The following is a 24,338-nucleotide window of genomic DNA, read 5'->3' as shown; positions in this document are numbered from 1 at the left end:
ATCGCGCGGCCGACGGAGCCACCGCCCGACGAACACCGTCCCGTTGGGGGCCACGCGGGGGAAACACTCGAAGCGGGTTGCGTGGTCCCCGGTGGTCGGCGTACCAAGGCTCCGGGCCCGGGATCCGCCATGAAGCTCTTGGTCGTCATCGTCAACTTCCGCACCGCGGCCCTCACCCTCGAGGCGCTCACCTGCTTGCTGCCCGACATGGAGGGGCTCGATGCCTCCGTGACCGTGGTGGACAACGACTCGGGCGATGGCTCCCTGGAGATCCTGGAGCGGGAGGTGGCGGCGCGCGGCCTCGGCGAGCGCGTCACCGTGGTCCCCTCGGGTCGCAACGGAGGCTTCGGGTTCGGCAACAACGTGGCCATCCGCCGGGCCCTGGCCCAGCCAAGTCCCCCCGATTGCGTGTATCTGCACAACCCCGACGCCCGCGTGCGGCCGGGCACGCTGCGCACGATGATCGAGTTCCTCGACGCGCACCCCGAGGTGGGCGTGGCCGGGACGCGGATCCACGACCCCGGGGCGGGCCGCCACGCCTCGGCGTTTCGATTTCCCTCGATCCTGTCCGAGATCGAGGGCGGGCTGCGGTTCGGGCCCGTCAGCAAGCTCCTGCGCAAGCACTCGGTGTGGGCCAGCACGCCCGATCACACGGCCGAGGTCGACTGGGTCTCGGGCGCCAGCGTGTTCCTGCGCCGCGAGGTGTTCGAGACGGTCGGGCTGTTCGACGAGAACTTCTTCCTCTACTTCGAGGAGACCGACCTGTGCCGGCGCGCGCACGAGGCGGGATGGAAGATCTGGTACGTGGACGAGGCCGTGGTCGAGCACGAGGAAGGCGCCGCCACCGGCATCACCAACAAGAAGAAGCGCATTCCCCAGTTCTGGCTGGACTCGCGACGCTACTATTTCCTCAAGGCCAAGGGGCGCACCGGCCTGCTGCTGGCCGACGTGGCCTGGGTGACCTCGCGCTCGCTGTGGAGGATGCGGCGCGCGATCCAGCGGCTGCCCGATCCCGATCCGCCGCGGCTGCTGCAAGACTTCGTGCGGCACAGCCTGGGGCTGCCTCGCGCCGAGTAGGGTCCCTCGCCCCGGGCCCTTGCGCGGCTGGCCGCGAGAGTCGAACATTGGGCGCGGAACGCCCCGTATGAGATCCACGCTCCCGTTGCTGGTCGTCGCGGTGCTCGCGGGGATCGGCTGCCAACCCAAGCATCCGTTCGTGTGGGCCAACGAGCTGCCCCCGAGCGAAATCCCCGTCGAGAGCCAGCCGCTGCGCGCGGGCGACGTCATCCGCTTGACCGTGCCGGGCATGGAGGCCGACCTCGCCAAGGGCGGCGATCTCACGATCACCGCCGATGGCAGCATCATGGTGCCGTTCATCGGACCCATTCGCGTCGAGGGGCTCACCCCGGCCCAGGCCGCGCAGCAGCTCAACAGCCGCCTCAACGGCATCGTGCGCGAGCCCAACGCCCGGGTCACCGTGGTCAAGCCCCGCACGCCCGTGGTCGCGGTGGTCGGAGAGGTCCGCGAGCCCGGCCGCTTCGAGGTCGATCAGGGGGAGTCGATCCTGACCACGCTGTCGCGGGCCGGCGGCCTCACCGAGTTCGCGCACCCCACCAAGATCTTCGTCGTGCGCACGTTCCCCGCGCGCACCCGCATCCGCTTCCGCTACGACGATCTCGTGGGCGGGGTGGAGCGCAGCATCGACTTCGAGCTCCGCGACGGCGACGTCGTCGTGGTGCAGTAGGGCGGGGATTCGTTGATCGCCGCCCTGCTGGCTCGAGGCCTGCCGGGCCTGCTGCTCATGGTGGATCCGTGGGCCAAGAACGTCGACTGGAGCGGCGGCGCGGCCTTCGAGCTGCGCGGCGGCTCGGCGCCGCCGGTGCCCGGCGAGGTGTCCGAGCCGGCGTTGCGGCTGAGCATCTCGCCGGTCGCGAGGTTCATCTACCAGGACCGAGTGCGGGGGCGGGAGCTGTCGATCGAGTACACCCCGCAGGTCTACATGCGGTTCTCCCAGCGCTACTGCGCGCTCGTGGACTGCAGGGCGCCGCTGCAGCTCCATCAGCTCCGGGTTCGCTACGGCGGCGATCTGAACCGGCGCTGGAGCTGGAGCGGGACGGCGGGCGGCAACCTGACGCAGAGCGACTACAGCCAGCAGTCGGCCCAGCTCGGCAGCGATCAGACCCCCGATGCCGGCGCCGTGGGCAGCAGCGGCCAGCAGGGGACGCTGCTCGATCAGCCCGTGATCTGGACCGGTGGGGTCTCGGCCTCGGTGGGGCTCACCCGGCGGCTCACCCGGCTGCAGTCGCTCACGGTGCAGCCGTCGGCCACGGTGCAGCGCTTGCTGTCGGACGTGTCGACCTCGTCCGGGGCGGCGCTGGTCTTCGATCAGACCTCGGCCGATCTGTCGCTGGCCCACGCGTGGGTCGTGTCGCGGATCGACACCCTCACCTCGACGGGGCTCTCGGGCTACGCGGCCTTCGCCAACGGAGCGCAGGCCTATGCCTCGGCCACGACGGCATGGCGACGGCGGCTGCGCCCGCGCCTCGACAGCGAGCTGACCGGCGGGGCGTTCTTCACGGTCCAGCTCACGGGCCAGAGCGACGGCGGCACCCCCGTGCTCCCGCTCGGCGACTACCTGCTGACGGGACGCCTGCTCGAGCGCGCGCGGCTGCGGCTCGTCGGCGACGTCAACGTGGGCACCCAGGCCTACTTCGATCCGGTGCAGGGCTCGGTCCTGCCGCTCGGCGGCGGCGGGGCCTCGATCGAGTTCGAGATCCCGCCCGATCTCACCGCGGGCCTCTCGGCCAGCTTCTACACGCCCCCGTTGCCGGCGACCCCGGCGGACGAGACCGAGGCGGCCAACGCCGCGTCGGCGAGGATCACCCTCACCATCCGCACGCCGGTGACCTACCAGCTCGATCGCCACCGCATGCTCGAGGCGGGCACCATGCTCACCGCTCGTGGGCCGCACCTGGGCACGACCGCTCCCAATGGTCGCTTTCCCCAGACCGAATTCTGGCTGTACGTGGCGTTCCGGCTCGACTACACCACCGCGCGCAGCCCGGGCTGACCGCGGCGTCGCGACGGCGACGAGCGGCGCACGAGCGAGGCTCGCTCTAGCGGCGTACCGCCGCCAGGCGAACGGCCAGGTATCGCCGCAGCTCTCGCAGCACGCCCAGCCCGATCCCCAGCATCATGCCCATGATCACCCCGATCGCGCCGCGCTTGATCAGCACCTTGAGCCGCGAGACCGGCTTGACGTTGGGTGGGGTGATGATCTCGTAGCGGGCCGACTCCTGGGCGCGCTCGAGGTCCAGGCGGATGCGGCTGGCGTTGAGCTGCTGGAACAGCTCGTCGTACGACTTCTGGATCGCCTCCTGCTTGCGGGTCAGGTCGGCGTACTCGCTCTGGAGGCGGGGCAGCTTGTCGACCATGCCCTCCATCTCCTCGAGCTCCTTGGTGATGCGAGACAGCTCCGCCTGCGCGACCCGCTGGGCCGCCTCGGCCTCGTCGGCCTGGATCCGCGCCGACTTGTAGGCCGGGTGCTTGGACTTGATGACCTTGGTCGTGCCCTCTTGCAGCACCTTGTCGCGCAGGGCCTCGAGCGTGCGCTTCTCCTCCTCGAGACGCTTGACGTCGGGGTGCTCGGGCCCCTTGCCCTCCGATCGCGCCTGGGCCAGCTCGGCGTCGACCCGGGCGATGTTGGCGGCGTAGGGGCGCGACTCCTCCACGCGGACCTCGAGCTCGGGGTCGGTGCTCTTGAGCGCCTTGCGGGCCACCTGGGCCTCGGCGGTGCTGCGGGTCACGTCGCCCAGCGCCCGGCTGCGCTCCACCGACAGCTCCAGCACGCGCTGCAGGAGGAACGAGCTTTTCTCGGGCAGCCCCTCGCTGTGCTCTTGCTTGAACGCCAGGATCGCCTGGTTGGTGCTGCCCAGCTGCTCCTCGGCCTGGGTGAGCTGCGTCTGCAGCGTCTCCACCTCGGCGAGCAGCACCTTGAGCGCCTTGTCGAGCTCGTAGTCCTTGTAGAGCTCGAGGTGCACGTCGAGGAACGCGATCGCCTCCTCGGGCGTGGCGGACGAGAAAGCCCCCTGGTAGGTGTACTCGCCGACCTTGTTGAACTCGAGCGTGGTCTGCACCCAGCGGATGCGGTCGGGGGTCACGTCGGTCTCGCCGAGCTGCTTGAGGGTGTCGTGGATGAGGCCGGGCCGCTTGAAGTTGTTCTGGGCCGAGCGGAAGAACTCGAAGTTGGTCCGCATCATCCGCTCGGCGGGGTTGTCGCTGGCGTCGGGGATGAGGCTGATCTCGAACTCGGCGCGGGCGGGCGGCTTGACGAGCTTGTAGCTGCCCACGCCCAGGGCCCCGCCCAGGATCGTCAGCAGCGTGATCGATAGCCAGTAGCGGCGCAGGAAGCCGATGGCCCACAGGATCCGGGCCAGCATGTCCGGCTCGTTGCCGGCCGCCGGACCGGGCATCGGCACCTCGAGCACCTGGGGGGCCCCCGCGTAGCCGCCCTCGGCCACGGTGATGAGGGGCTGCGGCGCGCGGCGGACGAGCGCGGTGGTCGATGGGGGCGGAGCCACGGGTCGCTGGCGGACGAGGGCCTGGCTGGTCACCGAGGGCACGTCGGCGGGGGCCGGACCCGCGTACCGCGAGGTGGCGGCCTCGGTCGGGGCGGGCGGCGCCACCTGGTTCCCGGACATGTACGTGAACACCGTCTCGCCGGTCCGGATCACATCGCCCGGCTTGAGGTCCGCCTGCTGCACCCGAACGTCGTTGACGAAGGTGCCGTTGGTCGAGCCGAGATCGAACAGGCGGTGGTGATCACCGTGCCGCGTGAGCTTGCAGTGCTGCTGGGACAGCGCGCGCTCGCTGATGTGGATGTCGGCGTAGCGCGAGCGCCCGATGACCATCTCGGGGCGGTCGATCACGTGGAGGCGCCCGGGATCGGAGCCCGACAGCACCAGCAGGAACGCGTGGGAGGCCGTCGGATCGGGTGCCGCCACGATCACCGCGTCGAGCATCTGGTCCAGGCCACCGCCGGAGGCGACCGCCCCTGGCCCCATGGTCTTGCCTGTGCGTCCAGTGTCCATGAACCAGAGCGACCCGCCCTTGAGTAGCACATCAGCACGTGTCGCGGTGTCGTCAAATGCGCAACATGCGACGACACAGGCCCGGGCGCACGGGCGCACGCACCCTCGCCACGCCCGGCGCGTCCGCGCATGGGCCGGCGTGCCCGGCCTGGCCCCGGGTCGGGCCGGGCTGGGGCGCAGGGCGGGATCGCCATGCACGGATCGTCGCAGCGCGCTGGCACACGTCATGGTGCCCCCGGGTGCTCTTGGCCGCCCCTTCGGTGAGTGCCACCATTGGGCCCCCTCGCGGCCTTCGTGCCGCGCAAGGCCCTTGCCGAGTTCTTCGCGATGTGGCGCCAAAAGTCGGTCTTCTTGCGGCAGGCCCTGATCGTCCTCGACGTGCTCGTCTCGGCGGGTGCGTTCGTCGCGACGCTGCTCGTGCGCCAGAGGATCGGAGAGGTGGGGCCCGACGGTCGCACGAGCTGGGTGGCCGAGCTGCTGTCCTCGATCCCCTCGCTCGACGTCAGTCCCCTCGGCGATTCCGATCCGTACTACCTGCTGCTGCTGGGGCTGCTGCCGCTGTGGGCGCTTGCGCTCTACTGGACCAACGCCAACGACTTTCGCCGCTCCTACCGGGTGATGGCGGTGCGCTACGCCCGGGCCGTGGTGGTGGGGCTCGCCCTGCTCGTCGTGGCCCAGTTCCTGTTCCGCCTCGACTTCATCTCTCGCAGCCTCGTCGCCATGTTCGCCACCGCCCAGCTCGGGGCGCTGATGCTCGGCCGCGTGGCGGTGATGGAGACCGTCAAGCTCGTCCGGCGCCGCAGCGAGGATGGCCATCGCGTGGTGATCGTGGGGGCCAACGAGCGCGGCGTGGCGTTTGCCAGCACGCTGCAGGAGCAATCACCGTTCAACATCCAGATCCTCGGCTACGTGAGCATGCCCGGCGAGCAGGGGCACTCCAAGGCGCGCCCCAACCTCGGCTACGTGGGCAGCCTGGCCTCGCTGCTCGATCGCCAGCCGGTCGACGAGGTGGTGTTCGCCGTGGCCGGCCGGCACCCCGAGATCATGCGTGATGCGATGGCCTCGTGCGAGGTCCGCGGCGTCGACGTGCTGGTCCACCTTCCGCCCACCGTGCCCTCCAAGGGCACCATGCAGATCGCCAACGTCTCGGGCTTCGACTTCCCGCTGCTGAACCTTCGCCGCACGCCCACCAGCGAGGCGAGGCTGGCGGCCAAGCGGATCCTCGACTTCACCGGGGCGCTCATCGGCATCATCCTCACCGGGCCGGTGATGCTGATCACCGCCGCTGCGATTCGCATCACCGATCCGGGCCCCGTGCTGTTTCGGCAGGTGCGAGCCGGTCGCAACGGTCGCAAGTTCACCATGCTCAAGTTCCGCTCGATGGTGATGGACGCCGAGAAGCGCAAGGCGGAGCTGATGCACCTCAACGAGATGGACGGCCCGGTCTTCAAGATCAAGCGAGACCCTCGCATCACCGCGGTCGGGCGCTTCATCCGCAAGACCTCCATCGACGAGCTGCCGCAGCTGCTCAACATCCTGTGGGGGGACATGAGCCTGGTCGGGCCTCGGCCGCCGCTGCCCTCCGAGGTCGACCAGTACGAGCCCTGGCAGCGCCGTCGGCTCTCGGTCAAGCCCGGTCTGACCGGCATGTGGCAGGTCTCGGGTCGCAACCAGATCGACTTCGACGAGTGGATGAAGATGGATCTCGACTACATCGACAACTGGTCGCTGTGGCTCGACATCAAGATCATCCTCAAGACCGTGCCCGCCGTGGTCCTGCGCAGCGGCGCGAGCTGACGCGCTCGACCTTCCCCGCCGTTCCCCACCGAGGTGCGGCGTAGAGTGCGCTGCATTACACGCAATGCGTGAGGAATGCCGCGGAGGCGACCCTTGGGCGCTGCACGTGGTGAGCGATTTCGGGAGTAGTGTGGCGGCGGCGATCATCAACCGATCGGCCAACCAGGAGAGTGGGCATGGCACGAAGCAGCGGGTGGCAGCGTTGGGCGTGGGTACTGAGCGGGATGCTGGCGACGGCGCCCGCGTGCGGGGACGATGGGGGCGAGACCGGCTCGGGTGAGACCGGGGCCGAGGGCGATGGCACCTCCTCGGGAGGAGACACCACCACCGGGACCGCCAACCTCCCCGAGGGCTGCGACCTCTACGTCGAGCCCAGCGACGACGACCAGACCGCCGTTCAGGAGGCGCTCATCGACGTGATGACCGGTCAGACCCTGTGTCTGGGGCCGGGGACCTTCACCTTCACCCGTCAGCTCACCCTCGACGCCGATGGCGTGACCGTGCGGGGGGAGGGCGGTGACATGACCATCCTGGACTTCTCGGGGCAGATCAGCGGGGGCAACGGGATGCTGGTCACCGGCAACGACGTCACGATCGCCGCGCTGCAATTGTTGGACACGCCGGGCGACGGCATTCGGGCCGACAACGTCGAGAACATCACGTTCGACGGCGTGCACGTGATCTGGCCCGAGCCCGAGTCGATGGACAACGGGGCCTATGGGCTCTATCCGGTGCAGAGCACCGGCGTGACCGCTCGCGGCTGCCTGGTCCAGGGCTCGCGCGACGCGGGCGTCTACGTGGGCCAGAGCAGCCAGATCCTGGTCGAGGACAACGAGGTGCGCGGCAACGTGGCCGGCATCGAGATCGAGAACTCGACCGATGCGATCGTGCGCAACAACTGGGCGCACGACAACACGGCCGGCATCCTGGTGTTCAACCTGCCCGGGCTCGACATCAAGAACGGCGTGCGCACCAACATCTACGGCAACCTCGTCGAGAGCAACAACGTGCCCAACTTCGGCGAGCCCGGCACCGCGGTGGCCGTGCTGCCCCCGGGGGTGGGGATCATCATCCTCGCGGCCGATCACAACGAGGTGGCCGACAACGAGGTGCGCGGCAACGACAGCATGGGCGCCGTGGTCATCGCCTACATCGAGGCGCTGTTCCCCCCGCCGATGGATCCCGAGTTCGACATCTACGCCGAGGGCAACTGGATCCACGACAACATGTTCGCGGACAACGGCAACGACCCCGACGACCTGGTGCTGCTGCTCGCCCAGGCCATGACGCCCGGTCCCGACATCGTGCTCGACGGCTGCATCGATGCCGCCAAGGACAACGCCGACGGCAGCCTGGACAACTGCGTGTCCGACAACGGCGACATCCGCTTCGTGGCCGCGGACGTGTGCGGGACCAGCATGTTCGAGACCGTGACCGACAACTACACCTGCATGCACGAGCCCCTGCCTCGTGACTTCTAGCGTCGCGAGGAGTCGGGTCATGCGCACGCGGACGCTCGTCGTGGTCGGGCTGGGGGCGGTGGCGTTGGTCTCGGGGTGCACCGAGCCCGCGCCGCCGCCGGAGGAGGCTCCACGCCCCGTCGTCGACCTCGACCAGCTGCCCTACGAGACGCTGTCGGAGTACGGCTTCTTCGTGGGCGAGATGGTCGACGCAGAGCCGGCGCCCGGCGTGCTGCCCTACACCGTGGCTGCGCCGCTGTGGGCCGATGCCGCCCACAAGGGGCGCTACATCGTCCTGCCGGAGGGGCAGACGCTGCAGCTCACCGAGCGCGACGAGTGGCTGCTGCCGGTGGGCACCGTGATCATCAAGAGCTTCTTCGTGGATCTCGATCACAGTCAATCGGGGACCGACGGACCCGAGACCGATCTGCTGACGATCGAGACGCGGCTGCTGGTCCACGAGGAGGATCGCTGGCACTCGTACATCTACCGCTGGAACGACGAGCAGACGGAGGCCACGCGGCTCAAGGCCGGCGCCGACGTGCGGATCCAGTACACCGACGAGGCGGGTGAGCCCGCCGAGCAGATCTACATCATCCCGGACGAGAACACCTGCGGCAGCTGCCACGAGCGCGACGACGTGCTGCGGGTGCTCGGGCTCACCACCGCGCAGATGAACGTCGAGGTCGAGCGCGATGGCCAGCGGGTGTCGCAGCTACAGTGGCTCGCCGACCAGGGGGCCATCGACGGGCTGCCCGATCCGGCGACGCTCGAGGCCTACCCCGATCCGGCCGGGGATGCCCCGCTCGAGGCGAGGGCGCGGGCCTATCTCCACGGCAACTGTAGCCACTGTCATCGTCCTGGTGGCGGCGGTGGCTCGAGCGGCCTGAAGTTCTACTGGTGGGAGACCGACCCCGCCCAGTTTGGCGTGTGCAAGGTGCCGGCGGCGGCGGGGCCCGGGACTGGTGGTCATGCCTTCGACATCCTGCCGGGGCATCCCGAGCAGAGCATCGTGGTGCATCGCATGGCGAGCACCGATCCGGAGATCAAGATGCCGGAGCTGCCCAGCCTGCTCGCCGACGACTTCGGCGTGCGGCTCGTCTCCGAGTGGATCGCCGCGATGCCCGAGGACGACTGCGGGGGCTAGAAAAGAGCTCCCACCACGACGTGACTGAGACTCGAAGGACCATGGGCCAGGCTTCGTGAACGACGATGTGGGTTGGATGGGCGCTGACGCCACGGTCCTACCGAAGAAGCCGCCGGCCCTCACCTGACTTCCGTGGCCGACCTCGGTCATGAGCCGCTACGGTTGGCTCGGTGGCGGTGGCTCCGTGAGCACGGTGAAGCGGCAGACCTCGGAGAAACCCAGGCGCATCAGGATCGGGGCCGAGGTGGTCGAGCGTGCGTGCGTGGTGAGCAGCCGGATGCCCCGCGCGACGGCCAGCTCGGCACGCGCGGCGACGAGCGCACGATAGAGGCCGCGGCCGCGAGCCTCGGGGAGCACGACCGCGCCCATCAGGTAGGCCGAGCGCTGGAACATGGCGCCCGCCGCGGTGCCCGCAGGCCGGCCGTCGAGGCGGGCGAGGTGCATGGGGACGCGCTCGCGCGCCGTGTCGAGGATGCGCTGGTGGAATGCCAAGAGCGGCGTCGGATCCATGTCCCACCCGCGAGCCATCACGTCGGTGAAGACCTCGACGTTGGTCTCGTCGACGGGCTCGACGGTCACCCCAGCGGGCGGCGCAGTGGTGAGGCCCGCGGTGGCGCCGGCCAGACCGATGGTCGTCTCGGCCCTCAGGCCACGCGCCAGCAGTCGGGCGACCAGGTCCGAGGGCGCCGAGTCGGGCCCCACGTTCCAACGAAACCGAATGCCCAGGTCCCGGTACTCGGCGAGGGTCGCGTCGATGACCGCGTCGGCCTCGTCGGGGTCGAGCACGGCCAGGCACACCTCGTTCATGCCGCCGTCGCGCAGCGACGGCGTGACCAGCTGCATCCAGCCCGGGCGCTCGATGACGCGGGTGTCGGGCAGCGGAACGAACGCGCGGCGCAAGGCCATCAAGAGCTCCTGGAGCGCCTCCGCGTCGTTCATCGTGCGACGGTAGCCGAACGCGACGATGGCGTCCACGGAGGCTCGCGCCCACGCGCTCGGCCGGACCGCTCAGAACGAGGCCTTCTCGGCCTGCCAGCGGTCGAGGATCCCGCGGGCGTCGTTCTTCTCGGGATCCATGACCTCGTCGTGGTCGTCGAGCTTGGTGGTGAGCTCGACGATGTAGCCGTTGGGATCGCGGAAGTAGATCGAGCGCAGGCTCTCGAGCTCGGCCGGCCCGTAGGGCTCGTAGCCCCGGGCCTTGCCCTTCTCGACCATGGCCTTCTGCGTCGCGTCGTCGACCTCGAGCGCGATGTGCAGATCCGACGGATCTTGGTCCTCGAACTCGAACTCGACCTTCGGGAGCTCGAAGAACGCGAGGTACGAGCCGTCGCGCATCGCGAAGAAGATGTGGATGAGAGGGGTCTCCACGCCGGTCTCCGTCCGGTTGCGCCGCAACGAGCACGACAGGGGCAGGCCCAGGAAGTCCTCGTAGAAGGCGCGCGTCTGCTCGGCATCGCGACAGCGATTGGCGCTGTGGTGCAGTCCCATCAGGGGGATCGCCGCGTTGCCGTGCGTCTTGCACTTCTCGTCCTCGATGTCCTTGATGTGCTTCATGTGCTTGCTTCCGTCCGTCTGGCGAGTCGTCGTCCTCGCGTTCGAGGCCGAGGAACGACTCGGCAGTCGTAGAACGCCGGGGTCGCGATGGCATTGGCCGGAGGCGCCAAATCGCGGAACGGTGCTCGCGGACCCCCTGCGCCCCGCGACGAGGGCCGTGGCCGGATCGTCGCGACCGGGTTTGCTACGCTGGGTGCCGCCACGACGCGATGAGCGATGCCACGGACGATGGTTCCCACCCGGGCAGAGATCCCCACGGATGGCACGGTTGCCGCTGCGGTCACCGCTCGCTTGATCCAGCATGCGGCATCGAACGGCGTTTCGCTGCGAGGCCTGCTGCAGCGGGTGGGGTGGCGCTCCCCGGTGGCTCCGAACCCGGACGCGCGCGTGCCCTTTGCGGTGCACTGGAGCGTCTGGCGGCACGTGCACGAGCAGGGGGTCCCGGGCGATTTCGGCCTGACCTTCGCCGACGACTTCGAGCTCGATCACCTCGGCGTGCTCGGCATGCTCATGACCCACAGCGCCACCGTCGAGGAGGCGGTGAGGCAGCAGAACCGGTTCCAGCGCCTGCTCCTCGACGTGCCGTTCGAGGTGACGAGGCTGGAGCCCCGCAAGCTCGTGATCGAGCACCCACCCCTGCCCATCGCGATGGAGCTGCCGCACATGATCGTCGCCGGGCTCGCCTACTGGATGAAGCTGCTGCGCATGCTGGTGCAGGGGCCCGTCGATGCCCTGTGCGTGGAGCTGCCGCACGCGCCGCTGACCAGCCCGCAGCGGTATCGGGCCACGTTCGGCGTTCGCCCGCGATTCGACGCGCCGCACGTCCGGCTGGAGCTCGACCGCGCCTGGTGGAGCGCCCCCGTACGCGCGCCCGCCTCGGGCCTGGACGCCCATCTGCGCGCCCGCGCCACCGCGCTGCTCCGCCGGCTTCCCCGGCGTGGCGAGCGCCTGGACGCCGTGCGCGAGTACATCGCCGAGGCGCTCCGCCACGGTCGTCATCCCACCCTCGTCGGTGCCGCCAAGCGCATGGGCACCAGCACCCGCACGCTGCAGCGGACCTTGCGTGCGGCCGAGCTGAGCTACGACGCGCTGCTCGACGAGACCCGCCAGCGGCTGTCGCTCGAGTACCTCGACGACGACCGGCTGACGATCGGCGAGGTGGCGGTGGTGCTCGGCTACTCCGAGCCCGCCACCTTCTACCGCGCCTTCAAGCGCTGGACGGGGGTCCCTCCGGGTGCCTATCGCGCGCGGCTCTCGTGAGACCCGGGACGATCAGCGCTCGCTGGCGGGAATCGGCGGGCAGTCGCGGCACGGTGCCATGTGGGGCGACGGCGTGCGCGCGGGGTGGGGCGGGGGGCGCAGCGGCACCACCATCGATGCGCGCTCCCAGTGACGTCCGCGACGCGCATGCAGGACGACCTCGGCGCGCTCGTGCGAGAGGCGAACGGTGGCAAAGCCCGGGTGGTCGCTCCACACGGGAGGGACGTAGGCCTGGCTGTGGCGCACTCGCCGGGGGCGGAGCGCCATCGCGGGCCGTCGGTTGGGCTTGCTCACCGCACCGGCGACCACCTGGAACACCGGCGCGGTGAGCCATGCCCGATCGGCGCGCTTGATCGCGTCGGAGAGGTCGTCGGTGGCCTGCAGCGAGCGATCGTGGCCCGAGAGCACGCCCGCGAAGTGCCCGTCGACGAGCAGCCGCTGGAGCTGATGCGGGAGCGCGTGGAACGTCGCCTCGGGCCACAGCGCACCCAGCCCGTGCTCACCTCCGGCTTCGACCGGCACGTTGCTCACCAGCAAGCGGGGAGGCGCGCCTTCGGGAGGAACCCCCGCGACCGCCGTGAGCAGGGCATCGAGGGCCTGGACCTGCAGCTCGTCGCTCGTGCGCAGCTTGGGGTCGTCCGAGGGGTGGAGCCACGGCGAGAGATCGACCACGACCAGGTCCACCAGGGCGCGTGACGATGGGGGCGAGCCCTTGGTCTCTGCGAAGGTGCAGCCCCCGTCGCGGCAGGTGATCCGCTCGTGCACCGAGCCATCGGCGTGCACGCGCAGCACGTAGTGCGGCGCCGGCACGCGCCACGGTGCGCCGTGGTTGGCCGTGGGCTCGAGCCCGAGACGCGCGCCGCACCGATGGTCGAGCGCGCCGCCGACGGCGAAGCTCGGGGACGTGCCCACCGCCCTGGCGAGCGTGGAGGCAGCGGGGGCGGCCCAGGGCTCGTCGTCGAGGCATCGCGGGCCTCGACGCTGCGCCAGCGGGGTGGCCGAGGGCATCGGCGCGGCCAGCACGTTGCCCAGCCACAGCACGATCCGGGGACGCTCGTCCGTGAGCGCCCGCTCGACTCGATCGGCAACCGCTCGGGCGCCCCGATCCTCGGGGGCGATGTTGGCGAGCAGCACGAGCTCGACCCCGTCGGGCGCCGGCGCCGAAGCGGTCTCGTGCTCCACTCGCCAGGGTCCGCGGTGGGTCACGCAGCCCGTCGCCAGCAGCATTGCGCCGCACAGGGCCCACCGTCGCGCTCGCACGCCGCGTTCATAGCATGGTCCGTTCGACGACGGAGCTTTCACACGGGCGAGCCCTCGGTCCTGGCATCGCCCGCCCATGGGGCGGCCCGATCGCCCGTCGCGCCACGTCCCTGGGCCGCCTCGGCCGCTCGTGCCACCCGCGGCCGGGCCTTGCGTCGCGCGAGGGCGGGGTAGCACTCTTGGTCCATGTCGGCGCCCGGCCCCGCGTTCCTGCTCAGCCTTCGCGTCAACGCAGAGCCCGTGCAGGTCGCCGTTTCGCCGCACCACACCCTGCTCGAGGTGCTGCGCTACCAGCTCGATCTCATCGGGAGCAAGCAGGGGTGCGACAAGGGCGACTGCGGAGCCTGTACGGTGCAGATCGACGGGGTGCCGCAATTGGCGTGCCTGACCCTGGCCGCGCACGCCGAGGACCGTGACGTGACCACGGTGGAGGGGCTCGCCACGCAGAGCGGTGGGGTGCACCCGCTGCAGGACGCATTCGATCGCTGGGACGCGGCGCAGTGCGGCTTTTGTACCCCCGGGATCCTGATGAGCGCCGAGGCCCTCGTGCGCAAGGCGGGGGGTCCGGTCACGCCGGCCGAGGTGCGGGAGGCGCTGGCCGGCAACCTGTGCCGCTGCACCGGCTACACCAAGATCATCGATGCGGTCGTCGACGCGAGCAAGCGCATGGCGGCCGGAGACGATGCCAAGAGCGCCGAGGCCGAGGCCCCGCCGGTCCCCCGGGTGCAGGCGGCGCAGTGACCTCGGCGCGAGGGAGAGCGCGAGGGAAGGAGAAGGAGACCCCGATGGCCGAGCAGTCCCGCGAAGATCCGCCCCACGCCGACCCGATCGACGAGGCTCCCGACGACGCTCCGATCGAAGCGGCCGCCCACGAGGCCGGGCGCCAGCCATGGCAGGTGGGACGCTCGCATCGCAAGGTCGACGCCATGGAGCGGATGCGGGGCATCGCTCGCTACACCGACGACCTCAAGCTGCCGGGCATGCTGCACGGCAAGATCAAGCGCAGCCCCCACGCGCACGCGCGCATCGTGTCCATCGATACCCGGCGCGCCGAGGCCATGCCCGGGGTCCACGGCGTGGTGACCGGGCGCGACTTCCCGATCCCCTACGGCATCATTCCGTGGACGCCCGACGAGAACGCGCTGGCCGTGGACAAGGTGCTGCACGTGGGCGACGGCGTGGCCGCGGTGGCGGCGGTCGACGAGGACACCGCGATCGAGGCGCTCGACGCCATCGACGTGGTCTACGAGCTGCTGCCCGCGTTCTTCGACCCCGAGCAGGCGCTGGCGGCCGACGTCCAGATCAACCCCTATGCGCGCAAGGGCAACCTCAGCAAGGAGGTCCTGCTCGAGTTCGGTGACGTCGACGCCGGGCTCGCGAGCGCCGACCTCGTGATCGAGGGCGAGTACTTCTTCGAGGGCACCACCCACGCCGCGATCGAGCCCCACTGCGCGGTGGCCTACGTGGAGCGCGGCGGGGCGGGAGGCGAGGAGGGCCTGCTGACGGTGTGGTCGGCCACCCAGGTCTCGCACTACCTGCACCGCGAGCTGGCCAAGGTGCTCGAGCGGCCCGCCCACCGCATCCGGGTGATCCAGCCCCCGCTGGGCGGGGCGTTCGGGGGCAAGAGCGAGCCGTTCGACCTCGAGTTCTGCGTGGCCAAGCTCGCGCTGAAGACCGGGCGTCCGGTGAAGATCCTCTACACGCGCGAGGAGGTGTTCTACAGCCACCGCGGCCGTCACCCCATGCGCATGAAGCATCGGCTCGGGGTCGATCGCGACGGCCGGATCAAGGCGGTCGACGCCAAGACCGTGCTCGACGGTGGCGCCTACTCGAGCTTTGGCCTGGTCACCACCTACTACTCGGGGCAGCTCTTGTGCTCGCCCTACGAGTTCGGCGCGTATCGCTTCCACTCGCGGCGGGCCTACACCAACAAGCCGGCGTGCGGCCCCAAGCGCGGGCACGGCAGCGTCCAGCCTCGCTTCGCCATCGAGGTCCAGCTCGACAAGGCCGCGCAGGCCCTCGGCCTCGATCCCATCGAGCTGCGGCGGCGCAACGACATGGGCGCCGGCGGCAAGACGGTCAACGAGTTCGCGATCGGCTCCAACGGGTTCCTCGAGTGCCTGCGAAGGGTCGAGCAGAGCAGCGGCTGGGCCGAGCGACGGCCCGCGCTCCCCTACGGGCGAGGGCTGGGCGTGGCGGGCAGCACGTACATCTCGGGCACCAACTATCCGATCTACCCCAACGAGATGCCGCAGGCCGCGGTCCAGGTGTGTCTCGATCGCAGCGGGCGGGCGCGCGTGTTCTCGGGCGCCAACGACATCGGGCAGGGGTCCAACACCATGCTCGCGGTCATCGTGGGCGAGGAGCTCGGCCTGCCGCTCGAGGACATCCGCGTGCTCTCGGCCGACACCGACCTGTGCCCGGTGGACCTGGGCGCCTACAGCTCGCGCATCACGCTGATGGTGGGCAACGCCTGCATGCAGGCCGCACAACAGCTGCGCAAGCAGGTCTGCGGGGCGGTGGCGCGACGCTGGGAGGTTCCCGCGCGGCGCGTGACGCTGGTGCAGCGCAAGGCGATCGACATCGAGGACCCCGATCGCCACGTCGAGCTGGCGCAGGCGTTCGAGTGGGCCGAGGCCGATCATGGCCTGCTGGGAGCGGTGGGCTCGTACACCACGCCCAAGGATCGCCACGGCGACTATCGCGGGGGCACCATCGGAGCGTCGCCCGCCTATAGCTTCACCGCCCACGTGGCCGAGGTCGAGGTCGACGACGAGACCGGAGTGGTCGACGTCAAGACGATCTGGGTCGCTCACGATTGCGGCCGCGCGCTGTCGCGCCGGATCGTCGAGGGGCAGATGGAAGGGTCGGCCTACATGGGCTTTGGCGAGGCGATCATGGAACAGCACGTCGTCGATCCGGCCCACCGCGGCGTGCACCCCGGGCCGAGCCTGCTGGACTACCGGATCCCCACCTTCCTCGACACACCGCAGCTTCGTGCGCTCATCGTCGAGGCCCCCGATGCGCAGGGGCCCTACGGGGCCAAGGAAGCCGGCGAGGGGCCGCTGCACCCGTCGATTCCGGCGATCGCCAACGCCATCCACGACGCGGTCGGCGTGCGCATGGACGAGCTGCCGTTCACGCCGCCCCGCGTGCTGGCCGCGATCGAGCAGCGCCGCGCTCGCGAGCGTGCGGGTGAGCTGCCGCCCCACAAGGGGGGCCTTGGCGTCGTTGGCCGGGACTCGGCACGGAGGACGGCCTGATGCTTCGCATGCCACGGTTCTCGGTGCAGACCCCCCGCACCATCGACGAGGTGGTGCAGGCGCTGCGTACCCCGGGCGCGCGCCTCGTCGCGGGGGGCACCGACCTGCTCCCGAACATCAAGCACCGCCTCGAGCAACCCCCGGTGCTCGTGAGCCTCAGCCGGGTACGGGAGCTCGGCGACGTGGTGGTCGACGAGGCGGCGGGAGTGATGCGCATCGGCGCCCGCGTCACGCTGACCGCGATCTCCGAGCATGCCCAGGTGCGCGAGCGCTTCCCCAGCCTCGCCAGGGCCGCCGGCGTGGTGGCCAGCCCGCTCATTCGCAACATGGGCACGCTGGGCGGCAACGTGAACCTCGACACCCGCTGCCGCTACGTCAACCAGACCGCGTTCTGGCGCGAGGCGCTGGGCGGTGGGTGCATCAAGAGCGAGGGCAGCGTGTGTCACGTGGTACCCGGCGGCCGCAATTGCGTCGCTGCCATGAGCAGCGATTGCGTGCCGGTGTTGATCTCGCTGGGCGCGAGCATCGTGCTCGTGGGCTCGCAGGGGCGTCGAGAGCTCCCGCTCGAGGACTACTACCTCGCCGACGGGGTGCGGCACACGACCCGCCTGGACGACGAGCTGACCACCGAGCTGGTGGTCCCGCTGCCCCGTGGCCCTCGGCGCAGCCACTACGCCAAGTGGACGGTGCGCGGGAGCATCGACTTCCCGCTCGTGTCCGTGGCGCTGCGCTTCGACCTCGAGCAGGACCACGTGAGCGCGCCCGTGAGCGAGGCGCACGTGGTCGTGGGCGTGCTCGGGTCCAAGCCCCGAAGGGTGACGCGGCTCGACGACGTGGTGGGCAAGGCGCTCGACGACCCCTCGCTGGCGACGGCCGTGGCCGAGCGGGTGCACCAGCAGTGCAAGCCGCTGGAGAACGTGCCGTACGAGGCTCCCTACCGGCGAACGATGCTGCGCGTGCACGCCCGGCGGGCGATCGAGGTGATGGTCGCCGCGGGGTAGCTAGCCCGACGCGCTCGCGGATGCTCGAGGGCCCTCGCCGCATGCCGGCATGGGGCCGCAGAAGCTCGTGAACGCGATCCGCGTACGACCGGTGGACATGGGAGCATCGAAGATGGCTTGCATCGTGTCGCCGACGAGCTCGTGAGCGCGAGCGAGCACCTCGCGGCGGCTCGAGCCCAGGGCTCCGAGCGTGGCACCATGGTCGGCCGCAATCACGGCGCCCGCGCTCATCCCCAGGGGGCTCCAGGCGGCAGTGACCGCGCGTCGCGTCGTGCGTGCGGGGAGGTGCGTGCGCAGGAACTCGACGTGGAAGCGCAAATGGATCACCTCGTCGGCCGCAATCTCCCGGATCGCCTCGCGAAGCGGTCCCGCGGGCAGGCGCTCGGCCAGCAGTCCATAGAAGCTCAGCGCGGCGACCTCGGCCGCGAGCAGCACGAGCAGCTCGAACCCGGGCCCGCCAAGCCGGCGCACGCGGGCGAAGCCATCGGCCGACCAGGTCCGGGTCTGGGTTCGGCCCCCCAGCGCGCGAACGGCCTCGCCGAGGATCGACGCGTGTCGGCCTTCCTCGGCGATGAACAGTCGCAGCGCCTCGAGATAGTCGGGGGACAGGTTCCATGCCGTCGCCTTGCGGCGCAGGTCGGCCACGATGCGGCCCTCGCCCGTCTCCCCGAGCTGGAAGCGGGCCAGGCTGGTCGCGAGGGCAGGGCGAAGGGAAGGGGGGATCTCACCGATGTCGCCGATCGCTGGTCGCTCACGGTGACGTCGGGCTTCGAAGCGGGCTCGCCATTGGGTCCAAGGCATGGGTCGTCTCCTCGTGCTTGGCATGACGCGGGCTCGGGGCTTCGTCAGCCCGTGGGCGCGTGGGCGGTCGGGAGCGGGCGCCGAACGGCCACGGACCGACCATGAGCCACCCTGGGGCGCCGGGGACTTGCACCGATGGCCCGCGCGCGGGACGTTCGGATCCGGGCGGAGGTGCCACGATGACGGCAGTGCGCAAGACGAAGACGACGAAGGCGACGAAGGCGACGAAGGCCAAGCCGAAGCCGGCGACCGCGAAGAAGACGACGAAGGCCAAGCCGAAGCCGGCGACCGCGAAGAAGTCGACGAAGGCCAAGCCGAAGCCGGCGACCGCGAAGAAGACGACGAAGGCCAAGTCGACGCCGGCGACCGCGAAGAAGACGACGAAGGCCAAGCCGAAGCCGGCGAAGGCGAAGCAACCGACGGCGACCAATCCTGCGCTCGACGGCCTGGCCACCCTGCGGCGTGCTCGCGAGGATCTGCTGCGCGTGGCGCTGTCGCTGCCGGGGGCCTGGGAAGATCACCCATGGGGCGAGAGCGTGGCCAAGGTGGGCAAGAAGGTGTTCGTGTTCTTCGGAATGAGCGACGACGCCCAGCTGCGCGAAGGGCTGGGCATGAGCGTCAAGCTGCCGCGCACGGGTGACCTCGTGCTCGCCCTGCCGTTCGCCGAGCCCACCGGCTATGGCCTGGGACGTGCGGGCTGGGTCACGGTGCGGATCCCGGCCGCCGAGCTTCCGCCGCCGAGCGTACTGGTGGCCTGGATCGAGGAGAGCTACCGCGCCGTGGCGCCCAAGACCAAGATCGCCGAGCTCGATGCGCGGGGTCCGGTCTTGGCGAGCACGTGAGATCTATCGCTCGGCGGCCCGGGTCCAGCCCCGAAAGGGCCCTTGCTCCGGCGCCACGCGCGATTGCAACCTTCCCCCGATCGCCGCGTCTTGGCGGCAACGACACGCGCCCTCCCCACGGCCCCACGGCCAAGGGCGCTTCCAAGACCACCCACACCGAGGACGATTTTCAATGCGTACGCGAACGTTCGCCACCCTGTTTGCTCTGACCGCGGCCCTTGGCCTGTCCGCCTGCGACAAGAAGGAGGACAAGCCCGCCGACAAGAAGGCCGAGGCCAAGAAGACCGATGAGAAGGCCGACGCCAAGACCGACGTCAAGGCCGACGACGCCAAGGCCGACGGCGGTGAGGCTGCCGCCGACGGTGGCGAGCCCGCTGCCGACGGTGGTGGCGAGCCCGCGGCGGCGGGACCGGTGGAGCTGGCCAAGCTCGGCCTCAAGGGCGACGCGCCCGCTGGCACCAACGTGTCCGATGCCATCGTGGGCGAGGGCCAGATGGTCCAGGGCCCCAACCTGATGCTCACCGTCGAGGAGGCCTCCGACACTCGGCCCAAGACCGAGGAGGACGCCACCAAGGAGGCGGACATGTACACGCCCAAGAACCTCAAGACCGAGAAGCTCGAGGACGGCTGGGCCATGACCTTCGACAACGAGGGCAGCATGGGCGCCAACTTCTTCGTGCAGGTTCGCCGCGAGATCGGCGGCAAGGCCTACTGGTGCGAGACCACCGCGTCCTCCGCCGAGCAGCAGACGGCCGCGCTCGACTTCTGCAAGAGCCTCAAGCAGTAGCTCGCAGGTCGCACCGCGACGGCACGCCGCCCCTCGCCAACGTCGAACCGGTTGGCCTGCGGGCGGCGTGCTCGTTTCGAACCATCACTCACTCGCCGAGCACCAGCGGCTCCCCGAGGCCCACGGCGCGCAGATCGGGCAGCCCCAGCTCGGTGTCCGGCGTCACCTCGAACTCGTAGATTCGAGTCTTCTTGCCGTTGGACAGCACCACGTGGGCGAACTCGAGGTCCATCAGCTCGGCGCGCAGGCCTCCGTCCATCAAGGCATCGGCTCGGGTCGCATCGAATTCCGGGTTGCCCATGCGCAGCCGCTCGTGGGACTGGCCGCTGATCGCCACCTGCACCATCAGGCCGTGTTCCTTGCGCATGCGCTCGCGGAGCGCCTTGGCGTAGGCGTCGCGGGCCTTCACTCGATCGGCGCGGTGGCGTCGGCTGATGGTGTAGAGGAGCTTGCGTCGACACGTCTCGAGGTCGGCCGCGATCGCCTTGGCCTCCTTGTCGACGGGAACCATGCGCAGCCGGGCCCAGGCCTCGGCCACGCGCTCGAGGTTGCCGCAGCGGCTGCCGCCTCCGGCGGCCTTCTCCGCCTCCTGCACGATCTCCCGGATCGCGGCCGCGCGTGCCCCGGGGTCGGTGGGCAAGGCTTCGACCTGCGGCAGGTTCTGCGGCAGCACCCGCTCGGGCACCTTGGTGATCTCGGGATCGGGCGGCTCGATCGGATCGGTCGCTGGCCCGGCCCCGTCCTCCGCTCCGGTGGAGCCTCCCTCGTCGGCCCCCGTGGAGGCACCGCCCTCGGCCCCGGCCGCGCCCGAGTCGCCAGTGGCGGCTCCGGTGCCCGCGGTGGTTCCGTTGGTCTCACTGGTGGCGTCCGTGGTCGCTCCGGTCCCACCATCACCCGTGGAGCCGGTGGCATCGGAGGGATCGCCACCTCCCGTGCTCCCGGCCGCCGCGTCGTCCGCGTCGGGCGGCGGGGTCTTGGCCTCGATCACGACCGGATCGGGCGGCGGAGGGGCGTTCGCCACCGCATCCGCCCGCTGGATCTGCTGCCACGTGCCTGCGGCGGCGGTGGCGAGGAAGGCCAGCAGCGACACGAGCATGATGCGGCCCCCCGTGCGGCGCGACGTACCCGCCACGAACGCGGAGATCACCACCATCAGCGACATCAACCACAGCGCGGCCGCGGCCAACATCGCCGTGGCCCACGGATCAGCGGCGAAATCGAAGCGCATTCGGCAACCCGCAGGGTAGCACCGCCCAAGAAGCGGGGAAAACAGGCCCGTCGGCCATCGGTGGATCGCCCACCGGCGGCACCTAGCTGCCCGTACAGTACCGATTCAGCTCCTCGAGCAGCGTTGCCTGGGTCTCGAGGAAGGCATCGGCCTGCTTGGCGGCCGCGTGCAAGCCCCTTGGATCGTCGTCTTGCGCGGCGCGGCGCATGGCCTGTGCCGCCTCTCGTGCCCCGGCCAGCTGCTTGCGGTAGCGCAGGCCGAATTCGGCCAGCCGTGCGTCCTCGAGCGCGATCACGGCCAGCTCGTGGTCGGCACGGTCGGCGGCCTCGACCAGCGCATCGAGGCGTGCCGGCTCGTCCTCCACCCGGGCCAAGCCCTCCACCGCGCGCACGAGGGCCTCCGTATGGGGGTTCATCCGCCCGATGAGGTCGTTGCACTCGTTCGTGCGCCGTTCACAGGCCAGCAGCAACAACAGCAGCGCACACGGCAGGCGACGAGTGGATGGGCGGTCCATGGCTGGGCACACGGGGCTGGGCACACGGGCTGGGCACACGGGCCTTCAGCCTACGACGTCGGGCCGGTCCGTCCCACCTCTGTGGCAGGCCGGCATTGCGGCCGCCGGTGGGTCGGGCGCCCATTGCGGAATCGCGCTCGCGGTGGCGATACTAGGGCCGCCAAACCTCCCAGGCCGGAGCACACCACCGCATGTCTCGATTCGTCCCGTGGGCCCACCGGGCTGCCGCGGCGGCAGCCCTCGTGGTCCTTGCCGCCAGCGGCTGCAACGTCAAGAAGCTGACCGCGAACACGACCGCCAAGAACCTCGAGTTCGGCTCGGTCGCCATGGATCGCGAGGCCGATCTCGAGTTCGCTCGCTACGCGTTCCCGGCCAGCCTCAAGACCATCGAGACCTTCCTGGTCTCGTCGCCCGACAACAAGTCGCTGTTGGTCCTGCTGGCGCGGGGATACAACGCCTACGCCTTTGGCATCATCGAGGCGGACCTCGAGCACGCTCAGCTCGACGGTCCCGAGCACGCCGTGGAGTCGCTGTCGCGCCGCGCCAAGATCCACTACCTGCGCGGCCGCGAGTACGGATTTCGTTGGTTGGCTCGACCTGCCCTCGAGGAGGCCGCCAAGAAGGGGGATCTCGAGACCCTCGATGCCGAGCTCGGTCGCCTGAAGAAGGAGGACGTGCCGGGCCTGTTCTGGGCGGTCTATGGCTGGGCCTCGGCGGTCAACCTCGCGGTCGACGATCCCGAGATGGTGGCCGGGTTGCCGTCCATCGAGCGCATGATGAACCGGGCCCTCGAGCTCGACCCCGACTACAACGCCGGGGCCCCCTACGCCCTGGTGGGCGTCTACCATGCCAGCAAGCCGCCCGCCCTCGGGGGAGAGCCGCAGAAGGCCAAGGCGATCTTCGACCAGGGGATGGCCGCGCACGGCCAGGAGAATTTGCTCCTGCCCTACCTCTACGCCCGCTTCTATGCCCCCATGGTGCAAGACCGGGCGCTGTTCGACGAAATGATCGGCAAGGTCGCCGACGCCGACGTCACGGCCCATCCCGACCTGCGCCTGACCAACGAAATCGCCAGGGATCGCGCCAGGTTCTGGGCGACCCACGTCGACGAGATCATCCTCTCGGAATAGCCCGGAGGCGCCACCGTCGAATGGGCGTTCTTAAACCTAGGACCCTTCTGGTAGGAACATCCTAGGACCTCACCCTCCGAACCTTCACCCCCATCGATAGCCATCGATCGAACTCTGGGAGCACGCAACGATGACCAACGCCACCCGCAAGCCCCTTCGTCGGACCTTCATCAAGGGCAGCGCCGCTGCGACGGCCGCCCTGGCCACCGGCTTCCCATTGATCGCCAAGGCAGGACCCTCGTTCACGATCAAGATGGCCAGCCTCGCGCCCAAGGGCTCGTCGTGGGCCAAGGCGTTCGAGGCGGTGGCGCGGATGGTCAAGGAAGAGAGCGGCGGCGAGATGGTCGTCAAGACCTACCTCGGTGGCACGATGGGCGACGAGCCGGCGATGGTTCGCAAGGTTCGCACCGGCCAGCTCGATGCGGTCGCCGTGACCAACGTGGGTCTCGGCGAGATCGACAAGCAGCTGCTCATGCTCCAGATGCCGCTGCTGTTCAAGAACTACGACCAGCTCGATCGCGTTCGCAAGGTGATGAAGCCCAAGTTCGACGCATTGCTCGCCAGTGCGGGCTTCATTGCGGGCGGCGACGGCGACGTGGGCTTTGCGTACCTGTTCTCCAACTCGCCGATCAAGGTGCCTTCGGACGTCAAGAACACCAAGATGTGGGTCTGGCAATCGGATCCGGTCTCCAAGGAGATCATGAAGGTGGCTGGCGTCAACGCCGTGCCCCTCGACGTGCCCGACGTGCTGCCCAGCCTGCAGACCGGTGTCATCGATGCCTTTGCCAACTCGCCCTACGGCGCCATCGCGCTGCAGTGGTACACGAAGGCCGCCTACATCACCAACCTCAAGCTCTCGATGACCATCGGCGGCACCGTGATCGGCAAGAAGTCCTGGGATGCATTGCCGCCCGAATTCCAGAAGATCCTGCAAGACGCCAGCATGAGCGTGCACGACAAGCTGCTGTCGCGGATCCGGTCGGACAACAAGAAGGCGATCTCTGCGCTGACCGACAAGGGCATCACCGTCGTCGAGCCGGAGGACTTCGCGGCCTGGAAGAAGGTGGCCGACACCGTGCGGCACAACCTGACCGGCTCGCTGTTCGACAAGGCGCTCGTCGATGAGATGATGGCCCTCATCTAGTCCAGGCCCTGCCCTCGCAGGGGATCGCATCACCCGTCGGTCCGTGATGGCCTGGTCAGT

Annotated in this window: 22 protein-coding genes; 14 read left to right on the top strand and 8 right to left on the bottom strand. The window is 70.0% G+C overall.

Going from position 1 to position 24,338, the window contains the following annotated elements; genetic code table 11:
• The first annotated feature begins 129 nt into the window (after window positions 1–129).
• From OEB96_RS10255 to OEB96_RS10245, 3 genes are all read left to right on the top strand, one after another.
• Window positions 130–1,077 carry a glycosyltransferase gene (locus OEB96_RS10255; RefSeq protein WP_266215355.1) on the top strand — a complete coding sequence of 316 codons (948 nt, stop codon included), beginning with the start codon at window positions 130–132 and terminating at the stop codon, window positions 1,075–1,077.
• 67 nt (window positions 1,078–1,144) lie between these two features.
• Entirely contained in the window at window positions 1,145–1,744 is a 600-nt protein-coding gene (locus OEB96_RS10250) for a polysaccharide biosynthesis/export family protein (protein WP_266215354.1), read from the top strand.
• 12 nt (window positions 1,745–1,756) lie between these two features.
• A complete protein-coding gene (locus OEB96_RS10245; RefSeq protein ID WP_266215353.1) occupies window positions 1,757–3,070 on the top strand; it encodes a hypothetical protein in 1,314 nt (437 codons plus the stop codon).
• 46 nt (window positions 3,071–3,116) lie between these two features.
• Here OEB96_RS10245 and OEB96_RS10240 read toward each other — a convergent pair whose 3' ends face one another.
• Window positions 3,117–5,090 (bottom strand): FHA domain-containing protein, encoded by a 1,974-nt coding sequence (locus OEB96_RS10240; protein ID WP_266215352.1) that lies wholly within the window; start codon window positions 5,088–5,090, stop codon window positions 3,117–3,119.
• A gap of 273 nt (window positions 5,091–5,363) precedes the next feature.
• Between OEB96_RS10240 and OEB96_RS10235 the strand changes: the two genes are divergently transcribed.
• The 3 genes from OEB96_RS10235 (at window position 5,364) to OEB96_RS10225 (ending at window position 9,494) form a co-directional block, all read left to right on the top strand.
• Window positions 5,364–6,887 carry a sugar transferase gene (locus tag OEB96_RS10235; RefSeq protein ID WP_266215351.1) on the top strand — a complete coding sequence of 508 codons (1,524 nt, stop codon included), beginning with the start codon at window positions 5,364–5,366 and terminating at the stop codon, window positions 6,885–6,887.
• 176 nt (window positions 6,888–7,063) lie between these two features.
• The gene (locus OEB96_RS10230) at window positions 7,064–8,368 is read left to right on the top strand and encodes a parallel beta-helix domain-containing protein (protein WP_266215349.1); all 1,305 of its coding nucleotides are present in this window, start codon (window positions 7,064–7,066) and stop codon (window positions 8,366–8,368) included.
• Window positions 8,369–8,387: 19 nt separating this feature from the next.
• Window positions 8,388–9,494 carry an SO2930 family diheme c-type cytochrome gene (locus OEB96_RS10225; protein WP_266215348.1) on the top strand — a complete coding sequence of 369 codons (1,107 nt, stop codon included), beginning with the start codon at window positions 8,388–8,390 and terminating at the stop codon, window positions 9,492–9,494.
• 156 nt (window positions 9,495–9,650) lie between these two features.
• Here the strand turns inward: OEB96_RS10225 and OEB96_RS10220 are convergent, their stop codons facing one another.
• Complete coding sequence (locus OEB96_RS10220) at window positions 9,651–10,433, bottom strand: GNAT family N-acetyltransferase (protein ID WP_266215347.1); 783 nt, start codon at window positions 10,431–10,433, stop codon at window positions 9,651–9,653.
• Window positions 10,434–10,502: 69 nt separating this feature from the next.
• The gene (locus OEB96_RS10215; protein ID WP_266215346.1) at window positions 10,503–11,048 is read right to left on the bottom strand and encodes a VOC family protein; all 546 of its coding nucleotides are present in this window, start codon (window positions 11,046–11,048) and stop codon (window positions 10,503–10,505) included.
• A gap of 228 nt (window positions 11,049–11,276) precedes the next feature.
• Here OEB96_RS10215 and OEB96_RS10210 point away from each other — a divergent pair, with 228 nt between their 5' ends.
• Window positions 11,277–12,308, top strand: coding sequence for an AraC family transcriptional regulator (locus OEB96_RS10210; RefSeq protein ID WP_266215344.1), 1,032 nt, complete (start codon window positions 11,277–11,279; stop codon window positions 12,306–12,308).
• A 12-nt stretch (window positions 12,309–12,320) separates the two neighbouring features.
• Here the strand turns inward: OEB96_RS10210 and OEB96_RS10205 are convergent, their stop codons facing one another.
• Window positions 12,321–13,568 (bottom strand): metallophosphoesterase family protein, encoded by a 1,248-nt coding sequence (locus OEB96_RS10205; protein WP_266215343.1) that lies wholly within the window; start codon window positions 13,566–13,568, stop codon window positions 12,321–12,323.
• A 186-nt stretch (window positions 13,569–13,754) separates the two neighbouring features.
• Between OEB96_RS10205 and OEB96_RS10200 the strand changes: the two genes are divergently transcribed.
• Genes OEB96_RS10200 through OEB96_RS10190 form a run of 3 tightly spaced genes read left to right on the top strand, consistent with a single transcriptional unit; the run spans window position 13,755 to window position 17,832 of the window.
• Window positions 13,755–14,309, top strand: coding sequence for a (2Fe-2S)-binding protein (locus OEB96_RS10200; RefSeq protein ID WP_266215342.1), 555 nt, complete (start codon window positions 13,755–13,757; stop codon window positions 14,307–14,309).
• A gap of 44 nt (window positions 14,310–14,353) precedes the next feature.
• On the top strand, window positions 14,354–16,831 hold the full coding sequence (locus OEB96_RS10195) for a xanthine dehydrogenase family protein molybdopterin-binding subunit (protein ID WP_266215341.1): 2,478 nt from the start codon (window positions 14,354–14,356) through the stop codon (window positions 16,829–16,831).
• Between the two features lie 8 nt (window positions 16,832–16,839).
• Entirely contained in the window at window positions 16,840–17,832 is a 993-nt protein-coding gene (locus OEB96_RS10190) for an FAD binding domain-containing protein (protein ID WP_266215340.1), read from the top strand.
• Here the strand turns inward: OEB96_RS10190 and OEB96_RS10185 are convergent, their stop codons facing one another.
• Window positions 17,833–18,633 carry a ferritin-like domain-containing protein gene (locus OEB96_RS10185; RefSeq protein ID WP_266215339.1) on the bottom strand — a complete coding sequence of 267 codons (801 nt, stop codon included), beginning with the start codon at window positions 18,631–18,633 and terminating at the stop codon, window positions 17,833–17,835.
• On the bottom strand, window positions 18,584–19,087 hold the full coding sequence (locus OEB96_RS10180; protein WP_266215338.1) for a hypothetical protein: 504 nt from the start codon (window positions 19,085–19,087) through the stop codon (window positions 18,584–18,586). Before OEB96_RS10180 ends, OEB96_RS10185 begins: the two co-directional genes overlap by 50 nt.
• Before the next feature lie 31 nt (window positions 19,088–19,118).
• On the opposite strand from OEB96_RS10180, the gene OEB96_RS10175 reads away from it, so the two are divergent.
• Together OEB96_RS10175 and OEB96_RS10170 are read left to right on the top strand one after the other, a co-directional pair.
• Complete coding sequence (locus OEB96_RS10175) at window positions 19,119–19,475, top strand: MmcQ/YjbR family DNA-binding protein (protein WP_266215337.1); 357 nt, start codon at window positions 19,119–19,121, stop codon at window positions 19,473–19,475.
• A 172-nt stretch (window positions 19,476–19,647) separates the two neighbouring features.
• Window positions 19,648–20,262, top strand: coding sequence for a hypothetical protein (locus OEB96_RS10170; RefSeq protein WP_266215336.1), 615 nt, complete (start codon window positions 19,648–19,650; stop codon window positions 20,260–20,262).
• 88 nt (window positions 20,263–20,350) lie between these two features.
• On the opposite strand, the gene OEB96_RS10165 is transcribed toward OEB96_RS10170, so the two are convergent.
• Both OEB96_RS10165 and OEB96_RS10160 read right to left on the bottom strand, forming a co-directional pair.
• On the bottom strand, window positions 20,351–21,490 hold the full coding sequence (locus OEB96_RS10165; RefSeq protein WP_266215335.1) for a hypothetical protein: 1,140 nt from the start codon (window positions 21,488–21,490) through the stop codon (window positions 20,351–20,353).
• 82 nt (window positions 21,491–21,572) lie between these two features.
• A complete protein-coding gene (locus OEB96_RS10160; RefSeq protein WP_266215334.1) occupies window positions 21,573–22,004 on the bottom strand; it encodes a hypothetical protein in 432 nt (143 codons plus the stop codon).
• Between the two features lie 191 nt (window positions 22,005–22,195).
• On the opposite strand from OEB96_RS10160, the gene OEB96_RS10155 reads away from it, so the two are divergent.
• Both OEB96_RS10155 and OEB96_RS10150 read left to right on the top strand, forming a co-directional pair.
• Complete coding sequence (locus OEB96_RS10155; RefSeq protein ID WP_266215333.1) at window positions 22,196–23,134, top strand: TRAP transporter TatT component family protein; 939 nt, start codon at window positions 22,196–22,198, stop codon at window positions 23,132–23,134.
• A gap of 130 nt (window positions 23,135–23,264) precedes the next feature.
• Window positions 23,265–24,278 carry a TRAP transporter substrate-binding protein gene (locus tag OEB96_RS10150; RefSeq protein WP_266215332.1) on the top strand — a complete coding sequence of 338 codons (1,014 nt, stop codon included), beginning with the start codon at window positions 23,265–23,267 and terminating at the stop codon, window positions 24,276–24,278.
• The last annotated feature ends 60 nt before the right edge of the window (window positions 24,279–24,338 follow it).

The organism is Paraliomyxa miuraensis (assembly GCF_026337845.1).
Lineage (GTDB): Bacteria > Myxococcota_A > Polyangia > Nannocystales > Nannocystaceae > Paraliomyxa > Paraliomyxa miuraensis.
Note: the sequence above shows the minus strand (reverse complement) of the source record. Positions and strands in the feature narration are given on the sequence as shown.